This window comes from Spirosoma panaciterrae DSM 21099 (genome assembly GCF_000374025.1).
GTDB classification, from domain to species: domain Bacteria; phylum Bacteroidota; class Bacteroidia; order Cytophagales; family Spirosomataceae; genus Spirosoma; species Spirosoma panaciterrae.
Genome location: NZ_KB893186.1, coordinates 59702 through 84151, shown reverse-complemented (window position 1 = coordinate 84151; position 24450 = coordinate 59702). Strand labels below are relative to the sequence as shown.

Genomic DNA, 24450 nt, shown 5'->3' with positions numbered 1-24450 from the left:
AGTTTTGCCCGGATTGATGATGCAAAATTACTTCGTTTACTATACATTTGTAAGTACTATACTCTGGTATAGCCCTATACTTGAGTATAGTGAATGCGAAACGTCTCTTTTCCGCCGAGATTATTTACAATGGAAGCTACTGAGCTAAAACACGAGGAATGTGTCAGCCTATTACGCCCGATACGGGATGCGCTGGATGTATTGAACGGTAAATGGAAACTGCCCATCATCGTGGCGCTTACATTCGGAGAGAAGCGATTTGGCGAAATCGCCAAAGAAGTCCACGGAATTACCGATCGGATGCTCTCCAAAGAATTACGGGATATGGAGATGAATGGCTTAGTGAAGCGAACGGTGTATGATACCTATCCGGTCAAAGTTACGTATACGTTAACTCCGCATAGTCAGACATTAGGAGGGGTCATTGAGTCGTTGCGTAACTGGGGAGAACTGCACCGGAAAAAGATTCTCTCGGATGAGATTTAGGTGACCTGTTACATAAGTTTCTATGGAACGTCGACTTCCATTTCCAGTAGCGCAAAGCTAAGGCTTTTGCCGTGGGTGTCCATCGTCAGGGAGGTGGTCACCCCACCCGTCAGTGCCTGCTGACATACAAATTGAAGAGCAGGCAGGTTGAGTAACTCGTAACGGGTTACCTCACCAGCCACAATCTCCTTCAGATGGTTTTTAACCGCATTGGCAGTTACCTGTTCCTGCAACAGCGCAAAATGTTCTGGCTTATACGGGATAAGCGACAGGGTAAGAGTATTCCCTTTATCGCCCGCGCGGCTGTGGGCAATATCGTATAGTTTAATTTTCATACGCGAAGAAGGGTGATAGTAGGAGTTACCTGATTACGATCGATCAGCGTAGAGATAATACCAACCACCTCGTGGATGTATTTTCGGGCACCACCCCCTCCGGATGGCCCGTTGGTATACAATGCTTCAACCTCTTCGCCAACCAGGGCAGCCTGTTGCGATGTCGTAGCTCTGCCGGCCACCCGCAGCCGAATTTCATAGGGATCGGGGTAATGACCAAACGAGGTTCGATGGACGGATGTGCTGCCAATGTAGTCGATACGAAGGTCGGTGAATTGCTCCTGAAGACGCTCCTGTATGATTGAACCCGCCAGTTTGGCACGGCCCAGGGCATTTGAACCTGCGTAGGAGATTTCGCCTTCGCCAATAAAACCCGCTTCATACCCAACACTGACCTTCAACGTTTCCGGTCGGGTTTGCCCGCGCCCACCCGTTGCCTGAACCTGGTTGGGCCCGGCCTGCTGGAGACGTACCTGTGTGAAATCGGCAATCACATCCGGGGTAAAATAGCGACCGGGGTCCATCACCTCATAGAGCAACTGTTCTTTGGCTGTAGCCAGACTTAATGTGCCACCCGTTCCTTCCACTTTTCCAAACAGAGCCGTTCCATCGGCCAGTACATCGACGTAGGGGTGCCCAAGGTGTGCCATATCTGTGACCTCTTTACGGCCCGGATCGGCAAAATAACCACCCGTTAGTTGCCCTGCGCATTCCATCAGGTGGCCAATCACCGTACCCTGACCGATCTGCTCCCAATTGTCCAACGACCAGCCCAGTTCATGAACCAATGGGGCAACGAACAATGAAGGGTCAGCTACGCGCCCGGTAATGACGACCTGAGCATCCGTAGCCAGTGCGGGCAAAATGGCATCGGCTCCCAGATAAGCATTAGCCGATACCAACGGTCCTGAAGATGCCAGCGATTGCCCCGTTTCCAGCGCTGTTTCGTCACCTGTCAACTGATGAAATACATCATCACCCGTAATCGCGGCTACGGTAACCGTCAGATTGAGCCGCCGGGCAATTTCGATGACTTTTTGGGCAGCAGCCAGCGGGTTTGCCGCTCCCATATTCGTGATCAGCCGTACGTTGTTGGCGAGAAGTACGGGCAGGAGCAATTCTATTCGTCGTTCCAGCAACGGGTCATAACCCGCTGACGGGTTTTGCCGTTTTCGTTTCTGGGCCAGCGCAATGGTACGCTCGGCCAGGCATTCCAGCACCAGATAATCCAGGTTTCCACGCTCGGCTAAGATCAGTCCAGGTTCCAGCCGATCGCCAGAAAATCCGGCTCCGCATCCAATTCGTATCCGTTCTCTCATAAAGAAGTAGTCGGTTGTCAGCTTGTATACTTATGGAACGCAGATTATTATGATGATTAAGATTTACGCTGATCTTACTAAATCCTAATCATCATAATAATCTGCGTTCTATCAAATGACTATACGTGTATTGAGCCTGTCAGCAGGGCAACCAGGGTCATGACCAGCGTAGTACCCAGTGCCCATTTGATCGTAAACTTTTGATGTTCACCCAGATCGACTTCGGCAAGGCCAACCAGCAAAAACGTGGAGGCCGTGAGTGGGCTTACCGGAAATCCTACTGTCATCTGACCTAGTAAAGCCGCCCGCCCAATCTCCAGAGGATCGATACCGAACTGGGTGGCCGACTGACTTAAAATAGGAACGACGCCAAAATAATAAGCATCGGGGGTAAAGAGCAGGCTCGCGGGCATACTGGTGAGGGCGGTCAATGTAGGTAACCAGGCGGCATGTTGCTCTGGAATGAGTGAGACCAGCGAAGTGGCCATCGCGTCGATCATTTTAGACCCTGTCAGAATACCCGAAAACACACCAGCCGCAAAGATCATACTCGATACCATGAAAATATTGTTCCCATGGCTACGCAGCACTTTCTGCTGGTCGGGTAGTTTGGGGTAATTAATCAGCAAAGCCAGCGTAGCTGCCACTACAAACAGGGCAGGGGCGGGCACCCAGCCTTTCATGAGGGTGGTGATGAGGGCAATGGTCAGGACTGCATTGAGCCAGAATAACCTGGGTCGGCGAAGCGAATGCTGCTCGTTGGTCAGGTTTTCATGGTGACTATACTCAAGCTGACTAACGCCCAATCGTTTACGCTCCTGAAGACCCAGCCAGTACGCTACAGCCAGCACCCAAACGATACCCGCCAGTATGGCCGGAATATTCGGGTTGAAAAGTTGAGTAGCATCGGTTTTGAGGGTCGAAATGGCCCGGGCCGATGTACCTGACCAGGGCACCAGATGCAGGGGACCAACGCTTAGGGCCACAATACCTGGTAATATCAGTTTATTAATCTTTAACTGGCGGTAGATCGGTAAAAAGGCCGACATCACGATCATAAAGGTAGCCGTTCCATCGCCATCCAGGTGGACAATCATGGTGAGGATAGCCGTGCCGATAATCACTTTTAGCGGGTCGCCCTGAACGTATCGGATAATACCGGCAATAACCGGGTCAAACAGGCCCGCATCGAGCATGGTAGCAAAATAGAGTACGGCAAACATGAGCAGAATGCCCGTTGGGGCTACCTGTTTTATACCTGCCAGAATCATCTCCCCCAGTTCTTTAGGGGAAAAACCAGCCAACAAACCAATCCCTACGGGTACAAGTACGAGGGCGGTAAGGACCGATAGCCGCTTGGTAATAATCAGGGTAAGAAAAATGCCAATGGTGGCAAAACCAAAAACAGAGAGCATACAAGTAGGTAGGATTTAATCCAAAAGCCGGAATGTGGATAAATCAAAAGTAAAAGTTCGACCTTTGTTGTCTTTACTGATACGTTGCTTTAGGTTTACGTATATCGTAAACCTACACCTAACTGATTTACTGAAAAATGCCTTTACGCTCGCAAGATTGGTTTGGCCGCACCGGCAAAGACGGCTTTATTTACCGGGCCTGGATGAAAAACCAGGGATTCCCCCATCATGAATTTGAAGGAAAGCCCGTTATTGGCATTTGTAATACCTGGTCGGAACTGACGCCCTGTAACGCTCATTTTCGTGAACTGGCCGAAGCCATAAAACGAGGGGTGTGGGAAGCAGGTGGTTTTCCGCTGGAGTTTCCGGTGATGTCGCTGGGTGAATGCCAGATCAAACCGACGGCCATGCTGTTTCGTAACCTGGCTAGTATGGATGTGGAAGAAAGCATTCGGGGGAATTCACTGGATGCCGTAATTCTGATGTGCGGGTGCGACAAAACGACGCCTTCGCTGGTCATGGGGGCTTGTAGCGTCGATATTCCCACGCTGGTTGTGTCGGGTGGGCCGATGCTGGCCGGACGTTTTCGGGGGAAGAAAATCGGAACCAGTGATGTCTGGCGGTTTGCCGAAGCCTATAAAATGGGCGAGATGAGCCAGGCTGATTTTATAGCTTCTGAAGCCAGTATGGCCCGTTCGCCGGGGCACTGTGCTGTCATGGGAACCGCCAGTACGATGGCTGCCATGGTCGAATCCTTGGGATTGGCCCTGCCCGACAATGCCACCATTCCGGCCGCCGATTCGCGCCGGAAAGTACTGGCCCATATGACGGGTGTACGGGCAGTGGAACTGGCTCGGCAAAACATTACTCCGTCGCAGATTCTGACGCGTCAGGCGTTCGAGAATGCCATCATGGTCAACGCGGCTCTTGGCGGTTCTACCAACTTTATCCTGCACCTGACGGCCATTGCGGGGCGGGTGGGAGTCGATCTGTCACTGGATGATTTTGATACCTTGTCCGCTAAAATTCCCTTGTTGACCAATCTACAGCCTTCAGGGGAGCATTTTGTTGAGGATTTATTCTATGCGGGGGGGCTCCCTGCCGTAATTCGGGAGTTGCGTAACCATCTGAATAACGATGCGATGACCGTCAATGGGCGAACCATTGGCGAAAATTGCGCCGAAGCCCAATGTTACGATCCGGCCGTAATTGCGTCGGTCGATCAGCCATTTAAACCTGAATCGGGTATAGCCGTACTGCGCGGGAATCTATGCCCGAATGGGGCTGTACTGAAGCCATCGGCCGCATCGCCCGAACTGATGCAGCATACGGGCCGGGCGGTCGTGTTTGACGATATCGACGATTATAAAGCCCGTATAGATGATCCAGAGCTGGACGTAGACCCTTCCTGTGTGCTGGTTCTGAAAAATGTTGGGCCCAAAGGGTATCCGGGGATGCCCGAAGTCGGGAATATGCAGCTTCCGGCTAAGATTCTGGCGCAGGGGGTACACGATATGGTGCGTATATCGGATGGACGTATGAGTGGAACGGGCTTCGGTACAGTTGTGCTACACGTTTCACCAGAGTCGGCAGTTGGCGGGAACTTGGCTCTGGTTCAAAATGGGGACCTGATTACCCTCGATGTACACAACCGTCGTTTGCACCTGCATGTATCCGACGAAGAGCTGGCCGCCCGGATGGTCCATTTCAAACCGCTTAACCTGGGGTACGACCGGGGGTATGTGAACCTCTACATTCGTCATGTGACCCAGGCGCATGAAGGAGCCGATTTCGACTTTTTGCGGGGTGCCTCTGGGAGTGTCGTGAAGCGGGATTCTCATTGACCGTTTTTCAGTCTGCCGTTTTTGGAGTGGGTGTGCAGACGCATTTGCGTCTACACACCCACTTTTAATTTATGAATCATTTGTACGCCTGCCCCACAAATTTTACGCCGATTCAAAAAATGAAAAAAGCTGAATTTATTCCTTTTATTTCTTATGCTATGCGCTACTAGCTCCTATCCAATAAATTAGGCCGATAAATCAAACTAAAAGTTGAATAGGGCTTTAGGTAAAAAAACAGGAATTCGTACATCAGTGTCAACGGTATAGTAATTGTTACTTTTTGGGTAACCATTTCCGTAGCTGAATGATTGTCCGATACTTGTTTTTATTAGCTGGTCTTAGCATTACCCAATTAATTGCACAAGTACCCCGAATTCGTCTGACCGAGTTAGCGACTGGGTTAAATCGACCTACCGATATGGTAGCACTAAGTGCCACAGAATTCCTGATCGCCCAGACTGATGGACAGATTCGCGTCGTTCGAAACGGGGTTTTGCTCGCAACACCCTATCTGGATCTGGGGGCAAAAATTCACGATGCCACCTGGGAAGGCATATTTGGCATCACACTGCACCCAAATTATGCGACTAATGGGTACATCTACGTCAACTATACCCGAAAGGGTGACCGTTCGGCTGTATATGCCCGGTTTACGCGCAGTACGGCCAATCCTGATCAGGCGGATAGTTCAACTGAATTTGTTTTGCTGGTCGTGCCTTATCCGAATCCGCAGGGGGCACACCGTTCGGGCTGCCTGGGGTTTGGACCTGATGGGTATCTCTATATAACCACTGGTGACTCATGGCCGGGCCTTCGTGGCTCGGTTGGTGACCCTGATCGTGTGTCGCAAAGTCTGCAAACGCCTTACGGAAAAATATTTCGCATCGATGTAGATCATGGGACGCCTTATTCTATACCAGCTACGAATCCGTTTAAGGACCCGAACGATGGGATAGCGGATGAAATTTATGCCCTTGGCCTCCGCAATCCCTGGCGCTGGAGTTTTGACCGCCTAACGGGGGATATGTGGATCGGGGATGTCGGGCAGGATGGTTGGGAGGAGTTGAATTTTACCGGGGCGAATGCTACCGCCCCTCAAAACTACGGCTGGCCCTGTTACGAAGGAACTCATGCCTATAATGCAACCTGCTCTGGTACAGGTACGTTTCACATGCCCCTGCTCGACTACTCGGGCTACAACTACGGGGCTGGCGCTTCCATTACCGGCGGTTATGTATACCGTGGTACGGCTTTCGACAAACTATATGGGTGGTATGTGTATGGCGACTACCAGCGCGGAACGTACTGGACACTAAAACGAAACAATGACGGGACCTTTCAGCAGATTACACAACTCAATCTGCCAACGGTAATGCCTGTATCATTCGGTCAGGCCCCAAATGGAGAGTTGTATGTACTGTCGTTTGCAGAAGGGAAATTGTATCGAGTCATTGAACGAACGATTGCCAGTGTCAAAACAGGGAACTGGACCAGCCCGGATACCTGGAATTGCAATTGTCTGCCTATCGCTGGGGACGACGTGGTCATTTCGACCGACCATACCGTATCCCTCAGCCAACTGGTGCAGATCCGGTCACTGGATCTGAGAGGAAAACTAGCCTATTCGTCATCGGGTAAAGTAAAAGTTGACCCCTGATTCGTTCAGCAGGGCTTAGGTTCTGGGTAGAAGCTTTCAGAAGCTAATGGCAAACCTGGGCTAACCTTACCTGTAGGCGGGAAATTTGTCCTATTTTCGCTTCGAAATTCTCCTTTACCCAATACTTTGATTGCATGACAGATTTTGCCCGACAGACGGTAGTGATTACGGGGGCTGGCACTGGAATTGGCTTTGCCATCGCAAAAGCGTTAGTCCAGCAGGGAGCCAATGTCGTACTCAACGATTATGACCAGCCATTAGCCCTGGACGCTGCCCGGCGTATTCAGCAAGAATGCCAAAGCCCCGAAGCCGGAATCTGCGAAGCCTGCCCCGGTGATGCGTCGGATGTAGCATTTATTCGCCAGATGATCGATCGGGCGGTTACCCGGTTTGGATCGCTGGACATTGCGATTGCGAATGCAGGGATTACCATTTTCGGCGATATTTTTACCACTACACCTGAGTCATTCCAGAAAATAGTGGATCTGAACCTGCGGGGGAGCTTTTTTCTGGCCCAGATTGCTGCTCAACACATGCGGGTGCAGGGAAAGGGGGGGAGTGTCTTGTTTATGTCGTCGGTGGTGGGGCATCTGGGGCATCCGGGACTACCCGTTTACAGCATGACGAAGGCGGGGCTGGAAATGCTTGCCCGTCAATTGGTCATCGATTTTTCGCCACTGGGCATTACTGTCAATGCCATTGCACCAGGCGCAACCCTGACCGAACGAACCCTGGACGACCCAACGTACATTCCTATCTGGTCACGCATTACACCCATGGGACGCCCGGCAACCGTCGACGATATCACCCATGCCGCTTTATTTCTGGTATCACCCGCATCCCGACACGTTACCGGACAAAGCCTGATTGTGGATGGCGGCTGGACAAGTGTGGGCGTGCCGCCGGTTTAATGTTGAATGGTAGAATGCTTGAATGATAGAATTGGATATACGATAGCGTATTCTATCATTCAACATCATTTTCTCCCGAGCGTGATCAATACTACCCCGACGATGGCTACCAGGGCACCGATCAGGGATTGGCTGGAGAAAATTTCTCCGGCGAACAAGGTGCCCAGGAACATCGCGACGACGGGGTTGACGAAAGCATAGGTAGCCAGGAGTTGGGGGGGGGCGTTTCGGGCTAGCCACGAATAAGACGAAAAGCCAATGATGCTACCAAAAATGATCAGGTAAATCATAGAGCCAATGGCTTTGGTAGGTGCATCCAGAATACTCAACGGCGTAACTGGCTCCAGTACCAGACTTAGTAGCAGACTGGCAACACCGCCTACAATCATCTGAATACCACTGGAAATAGTACCGGATGGTAAAGTGAGACGTGGGGTCAGCAAAGTACCAACAGCCCAGATAAGATTGCCAAATGCAACGAAGCCTGTCCCGATCAATTTGGCATCAAGCCCGGCTGTACTTTGGAGTTTATCGGGTTTAACCAGGAGAAAAATACCAATCAATCCAACGACCAGACCAGCCAGAGCCAGGTTGCTCGGCCGTTTTTTGCCAAACGAGACCCAGTTGAGGGTAAGCAGGTAAACCGGCAATAAGCCACCCAGTAAGGCGGCCATACCACTCGGAATGTACTGTAAACCAATGGCCAGGCACCCATTCGAAACCGTCAGAAGTAGAATGCCGATCAGTCCGGCCGACTGCCATTCTTTACGGCTTGGGCGGGGTGTGCCGGTAAGTCGCGCGTAGCCGTACAGAATTCCGCCAGCAATCAGATACCGAACCGCAACCATGTAGAGGGGAGGCATCCGTTCGGTCATAAAATGAATGAACAGATACGTAGAACCCCACAAAATATAAACGGAGATTAGATTGGCCCAGAGCGTAAAACGATCTGATGCATTTGAAAGAGGAGATGTAACGGCTTGCATACAATTGACTACTACCATGCCTGTAACAAGCGGAACGATAAATTCTCTCCGTTAAATCATGTAATTTTCAGTATTTCTGAGATAGATTATGAAAATTCTAAGCAGAATATTATTTGGTTTGTAATGTGACGAAGTTAGTATGAACAATAGCAGTTTAGGTATCTGAAAAAAGGAGCGTCCTCTTCCTGACAATCAATACGATACTTCCGTGCTGTTTGCTTCTAACTGCTTGATTTGAGGGGCATACGGACTGTTCATCGCTTCCTGTCCGAACAAGGGATTGCTACCCATAAAAACCTTTTTTAGCCCTTTGAGCGAAAGCAGCATAGACGGAAATTCGTGGAGGTTATTGTTGTTCAACGACAGCTCCTGCAAGGCCGAGAGCGTACCGACCACGGCTGGCACCGATACATACCAGTTATAGCCTACATCCAGTACCCGTAGGTGCCGAAGGCGGCTGAATTCGTCGGGGAGTTGGGTTAGGTGGTTGTGGTGGGCGTATAATACCTGCAAACGGCGTAGTTTAGTGAGGGCGATGGGTAGGTTTCGTAGTTCATTGTGCGCAACGGCCAACTGTTCCAGGCGCTTCATTTTGCCGATCTGCGGAGGTAGCTCAATGAATTTGTTGTAATACAAATCCAGCACTTTAACCCGCTTGAGTTTCCCAATCGAACCGGGGAGTTGCTTCAGTCCCACACTATACAGATTCAGGTCTGTCAGTTTACGTATTCGCCGAAGGGTTTTAATATCGGCATCGGTTAGGGCATTCAGTTTATTATATCCCAGCCACAAGCTTTCCAGGCGTCGATTCTGACGGATGGATTCAGGGATTTTTGTCAACTTGTTTCCCTGAATATTTAATGACCGCAAATGCTTATTGCGCGTGACGAATACGCTGTCGTTTGGTATGGCATTGTACAGCACGCTTAATCGTTTGAGGGTTGGAATGTCGGCCGTTAGTCGGGCTGGAAGTTCGTGCAGGTTGTTTCGCGATAAATCGAGTTCTTCTAGCTTTGGAAAACGGTACACGATTTCGGGAATGGTGCTAAGATCCAACTGGTTAAAGGCTAGCATAGTTACGGTATCGGGCCGGGTCGTTTTCTCTGCAGCTTCGATTGTACTGATGATACCTGGTCCTCGTCGGACTGTGCGCTTTTGAGGAGGTTGGCCTAGCGTTGTAAAACTAGCCCGGTGAAAGCCTAATTCGGTTTTCAGGGAGAATGGATGCTGACTATACCATTCCGTCAAAAGCTCCATGAATTTGGCTTCCTGCTCACTCGTCAGCACCGGGCCTTCAATCTGGCAAAATACCCAGTCATAAGACCCATCAGGCCGAATGAATTCCTGGATTTTACATAAAAGACCAAGTGCAGGTAGTCGCTTTTTATTTCGCTCGATAAAGGTAAAAAACTGCTGGTGCTGAGCATTTAAACTATCGAAATACAGTTTGGTTCGACCCGTAAAGGCACCTTTGACCTGTACCGACTTCCCTCCCTGGACAATAAGCTTATCTGTAGCCGGTGGAAAAGTATGCTCTAGATTAGCTAATGAAACGCCTAATTGCGTTTTATCACGGACAAAGACCACGCGGGGCTGAGCAAAGCCTGTCAGTCCCATTAGCCCAAAGTATAGTAGTAAAAAGCGCTTTTGCATGGTGTAACGGATTTTTTAGGTAAATAACGAAATTTATAGTTATAAAGTCTAAAAAAGAACCGGGATTTATTTGATTCGATTGACTGACTTTGATTTCTTCTATCAGCCTTCACTGAAGGCATAAGCAAGGTCAGTCAGTTAAATCATATAAATCCCGGTTCTGACTAGTTTTTACCGCCACTTACCGACGAAGCAGGCTGCTTTTCGGCTGCTTTCTTAGCGGCTTTGGCAAAATCACCAGCTTTGATGATCGATATTTTCGACGGGTCGATGTGTTTTTTCATCGCAGCGTTAACCTGCTCGGGCGTAAGAGCTTCTAATTTCTTCTCGAAATCGGCATCCCAGGCCATTGTCCGGTTCAGATACAGGTAATTGTTGAGTGTGGCCGATAGGCTTGGGTCCTGCGCCCGGCCTACCATCCGCGATTGTAAAAGTCCCGACCGGGCGGCTTTGATCTCATCGGCCGTGAAGCCTTCTTTCACCACCTTGTCCATTTCTTCCCGAAACGCTTTTTCCAGTCGTTCTGCATTTTCAGGATTATAGATGGCGTAGGTCATAAACATCCCCGTTTTATCGAACGGATTGGCTTGTAGCTGTGAGCCGACCCCATAGCTGATCCCCTCTTTCTGACGGATGCGTACGGCCAACCGCGAGTTCAGGAAGCCCCCCCCCAGCATGTAGTTGCCTAAAACCAGCGCCGGATAATCCGGGTCATCGTCGCGCAGGGGTAGGTTCACACCCGCTACCATAAAGGCATTCGCTTTGTCGGGGGCTTCGATGCTTTGTGGCGTAGGTTTGATATCGTTGAAGGGGCTTACCAGGCGGCTGAATGGCTTTTTCGACTTCCAGGTGCCCAGTTCGTCCATAACGGCTTTCCGAACGCTGGCTTCATCAAAATCACCGACTACCGCCAGAGTTGCATTCTGGGCGCCGTAGAAATCCTTATGGAATTGCTTCAGTTCGTCCAGTTTCAGCGCTTTCACGTCAGCGACATCTTCATCCGGGGTTGAGGTATACCGCACATCATCCTTCGGATACGGGTTCATCTGACGCTGGAAGGCCGTAAAGGCAAGCGCTTGTGGTTCTGAACGCTGGGCTTCAATCTGAGCCAGTTGTTCCTGCTTAAGTTTCTCGAATTCGTTGGCGTCGAATGCGGGGTGCTTCAACATGTCGCTCACAATGCGGATCACAGCAGGTAAATTCTCCTTGTTGGTTTTGATAATGGCATTTACCTGATTCCCACCCCCAAAAATATTGACCTGTGCTTTTAGCTTGTCAAATTCATCCTTGATTTGCTGCCGGGAGCGGGTCGTCGTGCCCTTATCGAGCATCGAAGCGGTGAATACCGAGATCGCACTTTTGTTTTTCAGGCTGTTTACATCCCCATAGCGCAAGGTCAACCGGGCGTTTACTTCGTTGCCCCGGGTTGTTTTGGGCAGGAGGGCTAATTCAATGGTGTTGGGTTGTTCTACCCGACGGGTACGGCCATCGATGTTGGCAGGAGAGGGGTCGAACGCTTCACCACTGGCAATAGCGGCCCGGCCCTTGTAATTCTTCACCATAGCTTCCACATTCGGCGCTTCCGGAACATCGACCCGATCTGGGTTTTGCTCAGGAATGAACAGGCCGACGGTGCGGTTCGAAGGCTTGAAATAGAATTTGGCTACCCGTTGCACATCGGCTGGGGTTACTTTTTCGAGCGCATCCCGATACAGGAAGCCCAGACGCCAGTCGCCGGTAGCGATGTATTCGCTCAGCGTACGGCCCAGCCGTTCCACATCTTTAAAGCTCAGTTCGACATCCTTCAGCAATTTCGCTTTCGACCGCTCTACCTCATCTTTGGTTGGGGTTTTGATCGCTACTGAATCAAGAGTTCCCAACAAGGCCGTTTTGGCTTCGTCGATGGATTTATCCTTTAGCATTTCAGCCGCAAAATAGGCATAGCCCGGATCTTTGGTCATGAACGAATAGCCGTATTCCTGAGAGGCTTTCTTGGTTTCGATCAGGGATTTATACAAACGGCCACTGGGTTCGTCGGTCAACAGGTCGATCAGCACATCCATTACAGGATAGTCGGGATGTGAGCTTGGCATGATGTGGTACAGGGCCGAAACAACCTTGGTATCCCCCACGCGCCGAAGCACCACATCGCGTTCGCCATCCTGAGTAGGTTCAACGCTATAGGTTGGCTGCAACTGCCGGGTTGGTTTAGGAATGGCGCTAAAGTACTCGTTGACCAGGGCCAGCGTTTTGGCTTCGTCGATTTTACCGGCTACTACCAGCACCGCATTATCGGGCTGGTAGTATTTTTTATAAAAAGCCTGTAGGTTCTCAATGGGGACTTTCTCCAGATCAGAGCGGTTTCCGATGGTCGATTTGCCATAGTTATGCCAGAGGTAAGCCGACGAAACCACCCGTTCATTCAACACATTCTGTGGCGAGTTTTCGCGCATTTCGAACTCATTTCGCACAACAGAGAATTCAGAAGCCAGGTCTTCCTTTTTAATAAAGGAATTGACCATCCGATCCGATTCCAGGTCAAGTGCCCATCTCAGGTTTTCGTCAGAAGCAGCAAACGTTTCGAAATAGTTGGTACGGTCGAGCCAGGTGGTCCCGTTCGGACGGGCGCCGTGTGAGGTCAGCTCCTGCGGTATGTTGGTGTGTTTGGTTGAGCCTTTGAACACCATGTGTTCCAACAGGTGGGCCATCCCTGTTTCGCCCAGCCCTTCATGCCGCGAACCGACCAGATAGGTGATGTTGACGGTAATGGTGGGCTTCGACGGGTCGGGAAAGAGCAGGACTTTCAGGCCGTTTTTCAGGTTGTATTCGGTAATGCCTTCTACCGATGCGCCTTTGGTAACGCCTTCGGGAAGCTTATCCTGGGCCGATGATGAAGTGAGGCTACCGACCAGCAGCGCAGCAGCCAGAAAACCCGCACGGGACCATCCCAAACGGGGCCATCCAGCCTGACTCAGAACTGGCTTGGTAATGTTGTTTCGCATAAACATACGGTTATATAGGGTACTCTAATTACGAATTGGTTAGTTACAGATAAATGAGAAAAATGTCAATGGTCTTGGTATATACCTGCCAAAAGCAAGGATGAATGGTCATAAATACTTAGCGCCCTTGTCCAGGAAAGACAGCCCTAAAGCAGATCCGTTGCATACAATGGATGGCTTCGTAAGTTGTTAATCGGACTATTTAAATAGCAAGAATAGAAAGAATACCCAAACTAAATGTATAGTTATTAATAAATCAAATGCAATGAATGAATTTGTGAAATTTTAAGAATAAAAAGGTGACAAATGCTGAGTTATTCGTCGAGCCAATGTCGAAACAGGGTAGACTTCTCTTTACTGACAAGCAGTTCCAGTTTGTCGTTGGGGCTCTTCAGGAGAATCTGTAGCTTCTGGCTATCGAGGGGTTTATAGCCAGCTATAGCCTCCAGCGCTAGTAGATACTGGCGATTGGCCCGAAAAAACTGGGAAGGATCCACCAGTTCCTCCAATTCGTCCAGGGTTTTGTAATCCGTTATTAATTTCCGGCCGTCGGTTGTATAAAGGTAAATTAGTTCATTACGGCAAAAACAGGCTACTTCCTGCTGGGGTACCGAAACAATCTGCCGGATATAATGTCCCGAAAACCGGCGTTTGTAGGTAGGGGTTGTGGATTGGTCGGACAGATGATTCAGAAAGTGACGGAAATGGTCTTCAAATCCCGATGCCCCCTGTAGGGCCCAGCGGTGGAATTTCGACAGGGCTGCCTGCAGGTCATCGGGATCGATGGGTTTTAGCAGGTAGTCGAGGCTATTTAGCTTAAACGCCCGTATGGCGTATTCGTCGTAAGCGGTTGTGAATATAACCGGCGTGTCGAGCTGAATCTGACGAAATGCCTCAAAGCTGACCCCATCAGAAAGCTGTATATCGGAAATGACCAGATCGGGTGAGGGCCGTCCCGAAACCCGATTCGACTGAAAATAAGCACAAATGGCCTGCACACTCGATAGAGGCCCATCGATGGTAGCAGTTGGCTCTAGCTGCTGTACCAGTTTTTGAAGCTGACGGGCAATCAGAGGCTCGTCTTCGATCAGCAGGATGGTCATGGTTGATGGAGTACGCGGCTGAAAGCCGAAATATCGTTATTCAGTCGAAAGTAGTGGCACGCTCACCTGAAAAATTGTACCGTCGTCGTCAATTTCGATTGGATGCGGGCTCAGGTAACTATAGAGTAGTTTCAGATTTTCCAGCCCCTGCCTATTGGAGGTTTCGACCTGGCGCTTTCGCTGAATTGGATTTGATATAAGCAGGTATCCATCATTCGCACGAATCGTAACCGTCAACGGGCGATTCGCGTCGATGGTATTGTGCTTGATGGCATTCTCGATCAGAATCTGGAGCGTAACGGGTACAATCTGATAGTCCAGGGTGTCGTCGGGAAGTTGGCAATCCAGCCTGAACGCCCCGTCGAAGCGGGTTTTTAGCAGGGACACATAATTTGTTATGAATGCCAGTTCGGTTTCGATCGATACCAGCGACTTGTCTTTGTGCTGGAGAACATACCGGAACACCTTGGACAATTGCTGCAAGAACTGCCGGGCCAGGGTCGGGTTGTCATCGATCAAACTATCGAGCGACGATAGGCTGTTGAACAGAAAATGCGGACTGATCTGATTCTTCAGACTATCGAGCTGAACCTGAACTTTTTCTTTCTCCAGTTGAGCCGTACGAATGGTGTTTTCCTGCCACCGTTTTAGCAAATGACTGGCAATAAACCCCAGGATAATCACGGTATTGACCAGAAAAATGGTCACAACAATGATGATCGCCGAAAAGCGGTTAAACGGATTCATCTCAGGCAGGATGTCGCCGATAACTTTTCTGACGATGAAATAGCCGGTTATGAAAAGGATCGTTTTAACAATCCCCCAACCACCAATCAGCTGGATTGCAATTCGCCAGCGAACATTTTTTTCAAACGGTAACCGTTGGTTGAGCCACTCGTTGAAAAAGTAATGAAATACCCAGATGATGTTAAATACCAGAAACGAGAGCAGGAAAAGCCCCATCTGTAGCTGCCAGGTAATTTCTGGAATAATCCACTGACGAGCTACAACCCCCGCCAAAGCCACCCAAAGCAGGAGGATCTCGACGTATTTATTGAACTTTATTTTCATGGGTGGCGATGATCATTCCGTCCGACATCTCGATAACGCGGTCGGTACGGGCGGCAAAATCGGGGTCGTGTGTAACGGCAATGATGGTCTGGCCTTTCTGGGCCAGACCGCTAAAAATCTCGAATACGTTTTCGGTGTTGGCCCGGTCGAGATTTCCCGTAGGTTCGTCGCCCATAATAATCGTCGGATCATTGATGAGCGCCCTGGCAATGGCTACCCGTTGCTGCTGTCCTCCCGAAAGTTTACTGGCGGGTTTACGGGCATAATCGGCCATACCGATCAAACGCAGTTTTTCCATAGCCCGTTCTTCTACTTCCTTTTCAGGGTATTTGCCCAGTTTTAGGCCCGGAAGCATCACATTCTGTAAAGCCGAAAATTCGGGGAGCAAAAAGTGAAACTGGAATACAAACCCAAGGTGTTCGTTCCGGAAGTGCGACAGAAAATCCTGACTGCGACCTTTTAGCGTCGTACCTGCCATTTCGATCTGACCTTCGTAGTCTGTATCCATGGTTGACAACAGGTAAAGAAGGGTCGATTTGCCACAGCCCGACTTACCCACAATCGACAGAAATTCACCCTGTTGAACCGAGAATGACACCTCTTTCAATACCTGAAATTTCTCCGGATCGTAGAAGTATTTGTTGACGTGCTGGGCCGAAAGAACCGTATTCATACTTAAAGAATGAAAGAGTGAATGGGCGAAAGAGTGAATTTCTTCGCGTCAGCTTTTCGCCCTTTCGCTCATTCACTCTTTCTCGCTTTATAATTAGCCTCTTAATATCGCCACGGGATCGACTTGGGCCGCTTTTCGGGAAGGGAAGAAGCCGGCCAGTACCGTTGTGATGACCCCAAACAAAATGCCCATGACGTAGTACTTCGGGTCGAAAATGACCGGAAATGTTTTAAGACTCAGGAAATCACCGGCATCGAACGGGGTAATGGACAGCATATAGCTCAGTCCGAATCCGATCAGTAACCCCAGCAACCCACCCGACAATCCGATAAACACGGCCTGGAGCAAAAAGATGGCAATGATGTCTCGCCCGTCGAAACCCGTAGCTTTCAGGATAGCGATGTCTTTGATTTTGTTGATCACCGTCATGTTCATGATGTTGTAAATGCCGAATCCGGCTACTACCAGCAACGTCATCGACACCACGAACGTCATCACGTTGCGTATTTTTTCTCCAGCCAGAATGGCCGTGTTCGCTGTTGCCCAGTCTTCGGTATAGTAGCCGTACGTAGCCCGTAACCGTTGCCCAAACGGGATCGCCTGCAGTGGATCGACCATCTTGATATGGATGTCGGTGATGTAACTGGGGTCTTTCTGGAGCATCTCCTGTACCGTCGACAGGTTGGCGTAACTTTTGGTGTTATCGACCGTGCCGACGCCAAAACCAAAGGTGCCGACCACCCGCAACACCCGCGTGCTACCAATGGGTGTGGTGACCGTAACCTTGTCGCCAACCCGGACATTGAGTTTTCGGGCCAGTACGGCCCCCATAATAAGCCCATCCGGGTTGCTTTCCAGTCCGCGTAAACTGCCCGATTTGAGCCGGGTGTTTAATTTGTACAATCGATTTTCACGATCAATCTCTACCCCCGAAATCGTCCCGGAGAGTTGAATGGGGCCGTTGTTGTAAAAAGCCTGCGTAGCCACCTGGGGCGATACACCCAGCACGCCCGGTTCCTTTTCAATACGCTCGGCAATGGTCATTCCATTCTTTATCCGGGCCAGTTCGTCTTTCGGTTTCTGGTGATAGACAACATTGAATTTGCCCGGATAGAGTTGATCAATCAGACTCGGACGCTGCGTATTGACCTCGTTATACAGCCGTATGTGCGGACTGGCATCCAGGGCCGAATCTTCCAGAAACTGATTCACGCCCTGCATAAATGAAATCATTGTAATGAACATGGCAATGCCAAAGGTCACCCCCAGCATCGCAACTAGCGTTTGTCGTTTTTTGGCCAGTAAGTGAGTCTGGGCAATCTGGGAAGCAATTCGAATGTCCATAAGTAAAGAGCGAAAGAGTCAATGCGCGAAAGAGTGAAAAGCTGTCGAGAGGAGAGTCCGCTCTTACACTCTTTCCCGGCTTCACTCATTGGTAATCAATTTTGATTGTTCAGTCAGCCCCCCTTTCACCTCGACCATATCGAAGTTTTCGGCTCCCTTCTGGAATTTAATTTTTTGCTTTTTGCCATCCTGCTCGATCCATACACTGTCGGTACCAACCACGTACGACTTAGGAATGGTCAGTACATGCTTGTTCTGGCTGATGATGATATTTGCTTCGAGAGTCAGGCCGTAATAGGCATCTGGACGATCCCCTATAAATTCTGCATCGACCCGGAACGACTGGTCACTTCGGTTGAGTTTGGGGTAAATTTTACTGACGCGGGCTTTGAATACCTTGTCGGGGTACACATCTGCTTTTAGAATCACCTCCTGCCCGATGCGCATCCGACCGAAGTCACTCTCGTCAACGGCTAATTGTGCGTACAAATGATTGCCACTACCAACCAGCGCCAACTGATCACCAACCCGAACCACCTCGCCCGGATCTTTGTAGACTTCGTACACTTTCCCATTCAGCAGACTCCGAATGCGGGTATTCCGGCCAGCTTCTTCCGACGAAACCAGCTGACTGCGGTTATTGGCCACATCGAGCTGAATTTGATCCCGGCTTCGCTGTAAGGTGTTGAGTTGAGCCCGAAAGTTATTTTTTGATAGGGTATAATTCAGTTCAGCCCGTTCGAGTTCCGCTTTTGAAGTCGCATTCTGGCTGTATAATTCCCGAAAGCGGTTGTAGTTGATCGAATCATTGGTGAGCCGGGTACGGGCATTGCGTACCTGTGCTTCCAGTTCGGCCAGTACGGGCGAATTGGGCCCCAGGTTGGCGCGAGCCTGTCGGTACGCGTTGGCAGCCGCCTGCTGACGGGCATCTTCCGTTGCGCTTTCGAGAACGAACAAGAGTTGGTTCTGCTGAATGGAATCGCCTTCATTGACGAGCCTCTTCTGCAAAATACCAGCCGCATCGGCCGTAACGGTGTATTCATTGCGTGGGTAGATATTGCCCGACGCATACACCGCTTCGGTCAAATCCCGATAGGTGGGCGAGAGGCCATCCGTACCGTGTTTGCAGGCGGTGAGTATAACGAAAGATACCAACAGGGAACGTGTAGTTTTCATGGGGTTTGGGTGGTTTACAAGTCACCGATTCGGGTTTACAGGGCTAAGCGAGTAATGGGGCTAGGGCAGACCGAAAACCCTGAAAAGAGCAGGTAGTAAACCCGTTTATTGTCCACTTCGTATTTGAAGGATGGTTTGGTTAATGAATACGTTCGAGAGGTTGTTCAGATAGCGGTTCTGGGCAGTCAGAGCTTCGTTGAACACATTCAGATACTGATCATAAGCGAACAGGCCGGAACGATATTTGATCAGGGCAATCTGCACATTCTGAGTACTGAGTTCATAGTTTTGTCGATTCAGGTCCAGCGAACGGGCGGCCTGGTTATAGCTATTGCGAATGTCTTCGTTATCGGTCTGCTGTTTGTTCCGCTCATAATCAAGAGCCAGTTCAGCCGCTTTGAGTTGTAGGCGGGCACGGGTCAGGTTGCTGGTACGCAGTCCACCCGAATAAATCGGCCAGTTGAACTGGAGCCCGGCTACCCCGATCTCGTACCAGGGCTGGCTAAAGTTCAGGAAATTGATCTCGTTTCGTTGTGCCTGTTGCGTATAGCGTCCATAAGCCGATAGCGTTGGCCATCGTTGCAGCTTTTCGCGGGTGAGCTGCAACTTTGATAACTCGACCCGTGCCTGTTGTAAGGTCAGTTGAGGCCGTTCCATAAACGATAGTGCTGTAGCTGGTACGGGTATACTGGCTGGGCGATTGGCTAAATCTTCCGACAAAATCAGGCTATCAGAAAGAGACAATCCCAGTATGAGCTTAAGTTGATTCCGGTTGCGGATGTAGGCCAGTTGATTCTGGTACAATACATCGGCGGTGGTCAGTTGTACCGACCGGATGCGATTGTATTCCAGGGGTTCGATCAGCCCTTTGTCGAGTCGGTCGCGGGCAATCTGGGTGAGTGTGTCAGCGGCTGAGAGGTTGCGCTGGGTGAGCCGAATGGCAGCACTCGTGAGGAGGGTAGCATGGTAAACGCGCGCCGTTTGTGTAGACACCTCATCCTGCAAAACCAGATTCTGATGATCGGTAATCCGTAGGTTTTGTTCCGTGATACCAAGATCAGCACGCGCAGGACGATTGACGACGGGAACTGTTACCTCTGCCCCCGCTGAGAGCACATAGGGTAGTCCGAACTGCACACTACGGTACTCTCCCGCAGGCCCTCCAAGGAGAACGAGCGGAATAAGTTGAACAGGTAGCGAAAAATTATAATCGAAATTGGTGAAAAACCGCGCCTGAGGAAGCAGCGCAGCCCGAGTTGCCGATGGCTGTTGCCCTTGTACCAGTCGATTCTGCCGAGCGTTAACCAGATCAGGGTTGTTTCGTCGGGCCAACGCCAGCGCTTCCTGCACCGACGCGACTACGGTTTGTCCCTGACTGGTGATTGAGTAAATAAGTAAGTAAATGAAAATGAGCCGTTTCATGGGCGTAGCGAATGAATGCCCAAAGGAAATGAGTTTTTTTGAATGGTGCCGATTTGTTTAGGTGAAACAGAAAAAATGATAAACTAAGCGGCTAGAAATTCCTATGAATCGATGCGTCGTTGGGAGGTAGCCAGATTCGAGACGGATCGTTTACTGAAGAAAGTCGTGAGGGTTATTTGATCGTGCCACCCGGCTGGAGGCCACTGGGAACGCGGGTGGGGATGAACTTGTCGAATCCGGGATCGGACAGTGCGTTCAGGAAGGCAATCAGTTGATCCTGCTCGGCATCGCGTAGAGCAATTCGCTGTATTTTAGGGTCTAATTGTTGTACGGGTACATGCGGATTCTGGGAAATGGGCTCGCCGATGTCATCATAAAATTTGAGCACCTGCTTTAGGGTCTGAAAGACACCATTGTGCATATACGGCGCCGTCTGCCCAACGTTTCGCAGCGAGGGCGTCCGAAAGGCATACGTACCTCCCGCACCTGCATCCGTACTGGCCAGTTTGGGGTTATCGGGTACCGATAATATGTGCAGCTTGTAGTCCGAAAACATGGGGCCTGCATGGCACAGGTGGCAGCCTTCGTCCTTGAAAATGAGCATACCCTGAAGTTGCTGGTCGTTCAGAGCCGTTTTCTCTCCTCTCAGGTAGCGGTCGTAGGGCGAATTCATGGCCGTTAACGTACGTTCAAAGGTTGCAATTGCCTTGCCGATTTTGGAGGGGGTAATGGTTGGGCCATTGCCAAAAGCCTTCTGGAATAGTTGCTGATATTCCGGAATGGCTGACAGCCGCGCTACCAGACTGTCGAGCGAGAGGGTTTCACTATACGCGTGTCCACGCATTTCCTCGAAGGTCGATAAAGGGCCTTTTACCTGGTTTTCCAGGCTTTGCGTACGGGAGTCCCAGAACATAGGGGCTGTTAAAGGGTCATAATTGCCGTTACTGTCCATGCCGTTGAAGGCCGCATTGAGCAGGGTAGGTGCATTACGTTTGCTAACGGGTATGTCGTTGGGCGACCGAAACTGTCGGTTTTGGCCAAAGCCAGTCGCATTCGTTCCCAAGGAGAGGTCTAAGCCATCCGTATAGGCATTGTGAGGATGATGACAAGTAGCGCAGGCCACATCCTTGCTGCCCGATAAAATGGGGTCCCAAAACAAAGCCTGGCCGAGCAACGCGGTGTCGTTGGTTAGGGTGTTGCTGACGGGTGCCGTGGTTATATCCGGCAGGGTCGGCGTACTCAGTAGGGGATCGATACCGGAGTTGGGATCTGGGTTCGTACAAGCTTCGAGAACGACGGCTATGAATAAAATTGTCGTTAGAAGGCTAACCAGATGTCTGCCATTCATATGGACAAATTGAGTATAAATCCTTAGGTTTTTTGTGTAAACTTAATCAAATTATTTGATCTCCATACCTGATGGATTGACAACAGCCATCATCGGATACAGATCATAGGTACAGACGCATAGCCGGATAGGTCTTGACGGGTCATAGATTTTGGGTAAGTCCAGATTTATGGCTAGTTTCGGGGCATTTGTTCATACATACCCTACTCCATTTGCCTCTTTTTATGGTAGCTATTTTTAATAATACGACATTTGATTTTGAGGATTTCGACGAAGAGATTGTGCTGATTCATATGCAGAGTGGGGTCTACTACACGCTGAAAGGCTCGGGACCAGCTATTTTGCGGGTATTCCAGAACGGATGCTCAACGGAAGATATAAAGGATTTTCTGGTAAGCAGGGCTAATCCTGAATGGAGCCGGAACGTAGACGATTTTTTGGCGCAGCTCCTTGCCGAGGATATCCTTATTCCAACAGACATGCTCCCTTCAGTTCAGCCTGACCTGAGTTCATTAACAATGCAGGAGATGCCCATTCTTGAAAAATTCGATGATGTCAGTGATTTAATCAAGCTAGACCCAATTCATGATGTTTCTGATCTGGGCTGGCCGAACAAGAAATAAATGACAGAGGGCTTCTGGGTACTTCCCGGGCAAATTCAACTGGCTATACGAGCACCACAATCGGTCGTGCAGCGCCTAGTTGCGGGCATCCACTGGCAACAGCGGCCTTCCAGGCAGGCAGTACGTACGGTCTGGGTCGACTGGGCAGAAGCCGAGTATATACAGTACCGGGCTATTTACTGGCAGGCTCATTTTACGCAGGAGGAGGTTATCTGGTCTCAGCGCGGGGAAGATTGGTTGTTTTTGGGAGCCGGTTTTTTTCTGGCCTATTCGCAAACTACGGATTCGGCCCGATTTTTTGCCCAGCCAGCATGGGAAGATGATGTATTTACGTACAGCTATCCATTTCTTAACCTCCTCATTCAGGTATTAAATCGACAGGGATATACACCACTACACGCTGCGGTAATTGGAAAAAACGATCAATTTGTACTCCTGCCAGGTAAGCAAAATACGGGTAAATCGACCACGGCAGCTACCTGGGTGATGCAGGGAGGACAATTCGTTACAGATGATTTTTGCTTTCTGCAGGCCAACGATCCAACCACTGTGTATGGATTTTACCCCTCGTTTCGCATTCGTAAAGAGGCACTCTCGTTTCTATCGCCCTATCTGTCAGCCAGCCAGTTGCAACAAAAAGGGGATTCAAAATATTTTTTCAGCACCCTGACCCACTGTCCGGATCGGTTTGTGCCTCAGGCATCGATCCGGTCTATTTTCTGCCTGACTCTTCACAATCGAACCTTGTCGCACACCCATGTGGGGCCACAAGTTGGCTTTGCCTATCTGGCCTCGTCCATCGCCTTTGCGGTACAGCACCGGGCTACCAGCCAGCTGTGTGTGCAGGCAATTCGTACTATGGTTCGAACGTTGCCCGTCGTCCAGGTAAATCTAACCCCAAATGGGGCAGAAAACTATGCCTACCTGAACGAGCTAATAGGCTCGGGTTGACTCCCTGGGGTTGTAGCCTCCTGAAAGAAGGCTGCGTCAGGAAAGATTCAGAACATCGCGGAAAAATCGAACGGTTTTCCCTGCCAACTCAGCGGGGGGCGTTCGCAGAAGGGAGCGATAATACCAGCGGACGCTAGCGTACAAAAAGGCCATCGACAGGGATTGCTGGTGGGAAAGGCCGCTAGCGTTTGTTATAACCCCTAATCGCCATTTCAAATCACGAAAGGTTTTCGTTTGAACCAGAAACCGATTGGTTAAAGATACCGGCTGACTTGCGTAAAAATCTATTTCTGAAACCTCTATTGGGCAGAGAGTTGACAGAAAGGATAGCTGTTCCTGGGTGACCTGGTAGAGGCCGGTTTGCTGGGTTATCGGGCGTAGGTCGTTCAGTGAAATGGGGTAGGATCGATAGAGCCGGACAAAATCGACGGTCCAATGCCATTCATCCAGAAACTGATAGTTCAGCAACAGAAACAGCGCCAGTTTTTGGGGAGATACTAACCGGAGCTGGATTCCTCTGAATGCCTGGATTTGGGCGTCGTTCAGAAAAATATCGTTCGTTAGCTGAGTGGTGTGGTAGGGAGCTGGGTAATAATGTAAGTCGATGTCTTTCAGGGTATCATGCGTTAGGGTACAGGCATGCATTTCCCCCCGTATGTACGTATCGACGGATAAATTGGGGTATTTGAGTTCATAACCGAGTTCTAGCAGGGCATCGAGAGCCGGTTTAAAGTCGCTGGGGGCGATCAGAATGTCGATATCATTCATCGGACGAGAACCGAGGTCATGGTATACGTACGCATGGAGCGCAATGCCCTTGGTAAACGCATAGGTAAATTGACCTTGTTCGAGAACGTCTACGAGGTGACCCAGTTGCTGAAAGAGCCGCGAATTATTGTACAAACTTTTTTTGTAAAGCCCACCCAGTCGATCTCGGTACGGATTGGTTTTCAACTGCGCTTTGTAGGTATGCCAGATCTGAGGCAACAACCGAATCACCGATTTAGGCAAAACACCCTGAAAGTCGGTTGTTGCCTGCCAGGCCAGAAAATCGTCATACCCCGCGACGGGGTCAGCACATAGAGCAGCCTTTACGAGTACTTGCTGGGACGGATTAGGCAAACAGTGCAT

General features: G+C 50.0%; 20 protein-coding genes. 6 read left to right on the top strand and 14 right to left on the bottom strand.

What is annotated here, in order from left to right; translation table 11 throughout:
* Positions 1-129: 129 nt before the first annotated feature.
* On the top strand, positions 130-486 hold the full coding sequence (locus tag B153_RS0117005) for a winged helix-turn-helix transcriptional regulator (RefSeq protein ID WP_020597939.1): 357 nt from the start codon (positions 130-132) through the stop codon (positions 484-486).
* Between the two features lie 20 nt (positions 487-506).
* Here the strand turns inward: B153_RS0117005 and B153_RS0117000 are convergent, their stop codons facing one another.
* From B153_RS0117000 to B153_RS0116990, 3 genes are all read right to left on the bottom strand, one after another.
* Complete coding sequence (locus B153_RS0117000; RefSeq protein WP_020597938.1) at positions 507-821, bottom strand: AtuA-related protein; 315 nt, start codon at positions 819-821, stop codon at positions 507-509.
* Positions 818-2140, bottom strand: coding sequence for an acyclic terpene utilization AtuA family protein (locus B153_RS0116995; RefSeq protein WP_020597937.1), 1323 nt, complete (start codon positions 2138-2140; stop codon positions 818-820). The genes B153_RS0117000 and B153_RS0116995 overlap by 4 nt, the downstream gene beginning before the upstream one ends.
* 119 nt (positions 2141-2259) lie before the next feature.
* Positions 2260-3555, bottom strand: coding sequence for a CitMHS family transporter (locus tag B153_RS0116990; protein WP_020597936.1), 1296 nt, complete (start codon positions 3553-3555; stop codon positions 2260-2262).
* Positions 3556-3692: 137 nt separating this feature from the next.
* Here B153_RS0116990 and B153_RS0116985 point away from each other — a divergent pair, with 137 nt between their 5' ends.
* The 3 genes from B153_RS0116985 (at position 3693) to B153_RS0116975 (ending at position 7967) form a co-directional block, all read left to right on the top strand.
* On the top strand, positions 3693-5399 hold the full coding sequence (locus B153_RS0116985; protein ID WP_020597935.1) for an IlvD/Edd family dehydratase: 1707 nt from the start codon (positions 3693-3695) through the stop codon (positions 5397-5399).
* Between the two features lie 304 nt (positions 5400-5703).
* Positions 5704-7056, top strand: a complete 1353-nt coding sequence (locus B153_RS0116980) for a PQQ-dependent sugar dehydrogenase (RefSeq protein ID WP_020597934.1) — start codon at positions 5704-5706, stop codon at positions 7054-7056.
* Positions 7057-7190: 134 nt separating this feature from the next.
* On the top strand, positions 7191-7967 hold the full coding sequence (locus B153_RS0116975) for an SDR family NAD(P)-dependent oxidoreductase (RefSeq protein ID WP_020597933.1): 777 nt from the start codon (positions 7191-7193) through the stop codon (positions 7965-7967).
* Positions 7968-8032: 65 nt separating this feature from the next.
* On the opposite strand, the gene B153_RS0116970 is transcribed toward B153_RS0116975, so the two are convergent.
* The 10 genes from B153_RS0116970 to B153_RS0116925 all read right to left on the bottom strand — a co-directional run bounded on the left by B153_RS0116970 (position 8033) and on the right by B153_RS0116925 (position 21745).
* On the bottom strand, positions 8033-8953 hold the full coding sequence (locus tag B153_RS0116970; RefSeq protein WP_020597932.1) for an EamA family transporter: 921 nt from the start codon (positions 8951-8953) through the stop codon (positions 8033-8035).
* 192 nt (positions 8954-9145) lie between these two features.
* On the bottom strand, positions 9146-10606 hold the full coding sequence (locus tag B153_RS0116965) for a leucine-rich repeat domain-containing protein (protein ID WP_026262225.1): 1461 nt from the start codon (positions 10604-10606) through the stop codon (positions 9146-9148).
* 164 nt (positions 10607-10770) lie between these two features.
* Positions 10771-13614: a M16 family metallopeptidase gene (locus tag B153_RS0116960; protein ID WP_020597930.1), complete on the bottom strand. Its 2844-nt coding sequence runs from the start codon at positions 13612-13614 to the stop codon at positions 10771-10773.
* Positions 13615-13922: 308 nt separating this feature from the next.
* Positions 13923-14711, bottom strand: a complete 789-nt coding sequence (locus B153_RS0116955; RefSeq protein WP_020597929.1) for a LytR/AlgR family response regulator transcription factor — start codon at positions 14709-14711, stop codon at positions 13923-13925.
* 36 nt (positions 14712-14747) lie between these two features.
* Positions 14748-15782, bottom strand: coding sequence for a sensor histidine kinase (locus B153_RS0116950; RefSeq protein ID WP_020597928.1), 1035 nt, complete (start codon positions 15780-15782; stop codon positions 14748-14750).
* Complete coding sequence (locus tag B153_RS0116945) at positions 15763-16455, bottom strand: ABC transporter ATP-binding protein (RefSeq protein ID WP_020597927.1); 693 nt, start codon at positions 16453-16455, stop codon at positions 15763-15765. Before B153_RS0116945 ends, B153_RS0116950 begins: the two co-directional genes overlap by 20 nt.
* 93 nt (positions 16456-16548) lie before the next feature.
* A complete protein-coding gene (locus tag B153_RS0116940) occupies positions 16549-17799 on the bottom strand; it encodes an ABC transporter permease (RefSeq protein WP_020597926.1) in 1251 nt (416 codons plus the stop codon).
* A gap of 81 nt (positions 17800-17880) precedes the next feature.
* Complete coding sequence (locus B153_RS0116935; protein WP_020597925.1) at positions 17881-18975, bottom strand: efflux RND transporter periplasmic adaptor subunit; 1095 nt, start codon at positions 18973-18975, stop codon at positions 17881-17883.
* 105 nt (positions 18976-19080) lie between these two features.
* A complete protein-coding gene (locus tag B153_RS0116930) occupies positions 19081-20397 on the bottom strand; it encodes a TolC family protein (RefSeq protein WP_020597924.1) in 1317 nt (438 codons plus the stop codon).
* 172 nt (positions 20398-20569) lie between these two features.
* Complete coding sequence (locus B153_RS0116925; RefSeq protein WP_020597923.1) at positions 20570-21745, bottom strand: cytochrome-c peroxidase; 1176 nt, start codon at positions 21743-21745, stop codon at positions 20570-20572.
* 224 nt (positions 21746-21969) lie between these two features.
* On the opposite strand from B153_RS0116925, the gene B153_RS0116920 reads away from it, so the two are divergent.
* Both B153_RS0116920 and B153_RS0116915 read left to right on the top strand, forming a co-directional pair.
* Complete coding sequence (locus B153_RS0116920; RefSeq protein ID WP_020597922.1) at positions 21970-22368, top strand: PqqD family protein; 399 nt, start codon at positions 21970-21972, stop codon at positions 22366-22368.
* Positions 22369-23319 (top strand): hypothetical protein, encoded by a 951-nt coding sequence (locus B153_RS0116915; protein ID WP_020597921.1) that lies wholly within the window; start codon positions 22369-22371, stop codon positions 23317-23319. It begins immediately after the preceding gene.
* A gap of 36 nt (positions 23320-23355) precedes the next feature.
* Here B153_RS0116915 and B153_RS0116910 read toward each other — a convergent pair whose 3' ends face one another.
* Complete coding sequence (locus tag B153_RS0116910) at positions 23356-24450, bottom strand: nucleotidyltransferase family protein (RefSeq protein ID WP_020597920.1); 1095 nt, start codon at positions 24448-24450, stop codon at positions 23356-23358.